Here is a 1,232-nt window from a genome sequence, read left to right as displayed (position 1 = left end):
TCGACGCCGTCTGCTCCAGCGCCGCCGCCTGCTGCTCGGTGCGTTGCGACAGGTCGTTGTTGCCCGCGGCGATTTCACGCGAGGCGCTGCCGATGGATTCGGCCGACACCTTGAAATCGCGCACCATGCGCGACAGCTGCTGCTGCATCTGCTGCATCGCATAGACCAGGCTGCTCTTGTCGCCTGCGCGCGTGGTCACCGGCGAGGAGAAGTCGCCTTCGGCAATGCGCGCGGCAATCGCGGCCGCATAGGCCGGCTCGCCGCCCAGCTGGCGCGACAGCGCCCGCGCCAGCAGCACGCCCAGCAGCACCGACAACGCCACGCCGCCCAGCACCAGGCCCAGCATCCACAGGCGCGTCGCGTCGTAGACGCTGCGCGCTTCTTCCATATTGTTGCGGGCGCGGTCGTCGCGGCGCTTGACCATCTGGAACATCACCGCTTCCAGCGCGTGGCTGTCCTTGAGCAGGTCGGCGCTCTCGGAGAACACCTGGCTTTCAAACTGCGAGGTATCCAGCGGCTGCTTGCTGACCAGTTCGACGTACTTCTCCATGCGCGCGCGGAAGGCCGGCGACAGCTCCTGGTACTGCTTGACCAGTGCCTTGCCCTCGGCCTTCTCGAAAGCACCCGCGACCTGGCGGATGCGCTCGTCCATCGCGCCGAGCGACTTCACGATCTGCTCCTTCTCGGCCGCCCGCTCGCCCATGGTCGATGCCGACAGCAGCCCGATCTGCGCGCGGCTGGCATAGACCAGGTTGATATTGGCGTCCTGCACTGCCTTCAGCGCCTGCAGGTCGCCGTTGTAGATCTTGCCGGTCCAGTCGGCCATGCGCCCCATGTTGACGACCCCCAGCAGCCCCATCACGGCGCCGATCACGGCAACGACCAGGAATCCGGCAACCAGCCTGGTCGTGACGCGCAATTGATTGAACCAATGCATAGCAACTCCCCCTTGTAACTGAAGCCTCGGGCGCGGCGTGCCGCACCCGTTTTGTACGCATGCAGGCCGGTGTTCCGCGCCTGCCTCGTCTTTGATTCGGACTGGCCTGGTTCCGTGGACTAGGCCTGTGCCAGTGACTGGGCCGCCTCGGCGCGCACATGGGCCGGCAGGCGCTGCGGACGCACCTCGGCCTGCATGCTGACGCGGAACGTGGCAATGGCGTCGCGCAGGCGCATGGCCTGCTCTTCGAGCGAGCCCGCGGCGGCGGCGGCTTCTTCCACCAGCGCCGCGTTCT

The 1,232-nt window shown here is 67.0% G+C and carries 1 protein-coding gene and 1 pseudogene; both read right to left on the bottom strand.

Annotation, left to right across the window (positions count from 1 at the left end):
- Positions 1–937 (bottom strand): MCP four helix bundle domain-containing protein (locus CF68_RS34480; RefSeq protein WP_035827970.1); only part of this gene is annotated, 937 nt, incomplete at its 3' end.
- Between the two features lie 119 nt (positions 938–1,056).
- Positions 1,057–1,232: pseudogene (locus tag CF68_RS37400) on the bottom strand (chemotaxis protein); the annotation flags it as partial.

The sequence above is a fragment of the Cupriavidus sp. SK-4 genome (assembly GCF_000611125.1).
Taxonomy (GTDB): domain Bacteria; phylum Pseudomonadota; class Gammaproteobacteria; order Burkholderiales; family Burkholderiaceae; genus Cupriavidus; species Cupriavidus necator.
Note: the sequence above shows the minus strand (reverse complement) of the source record. Positions and strands in the feature narration are given on the sequence as shown.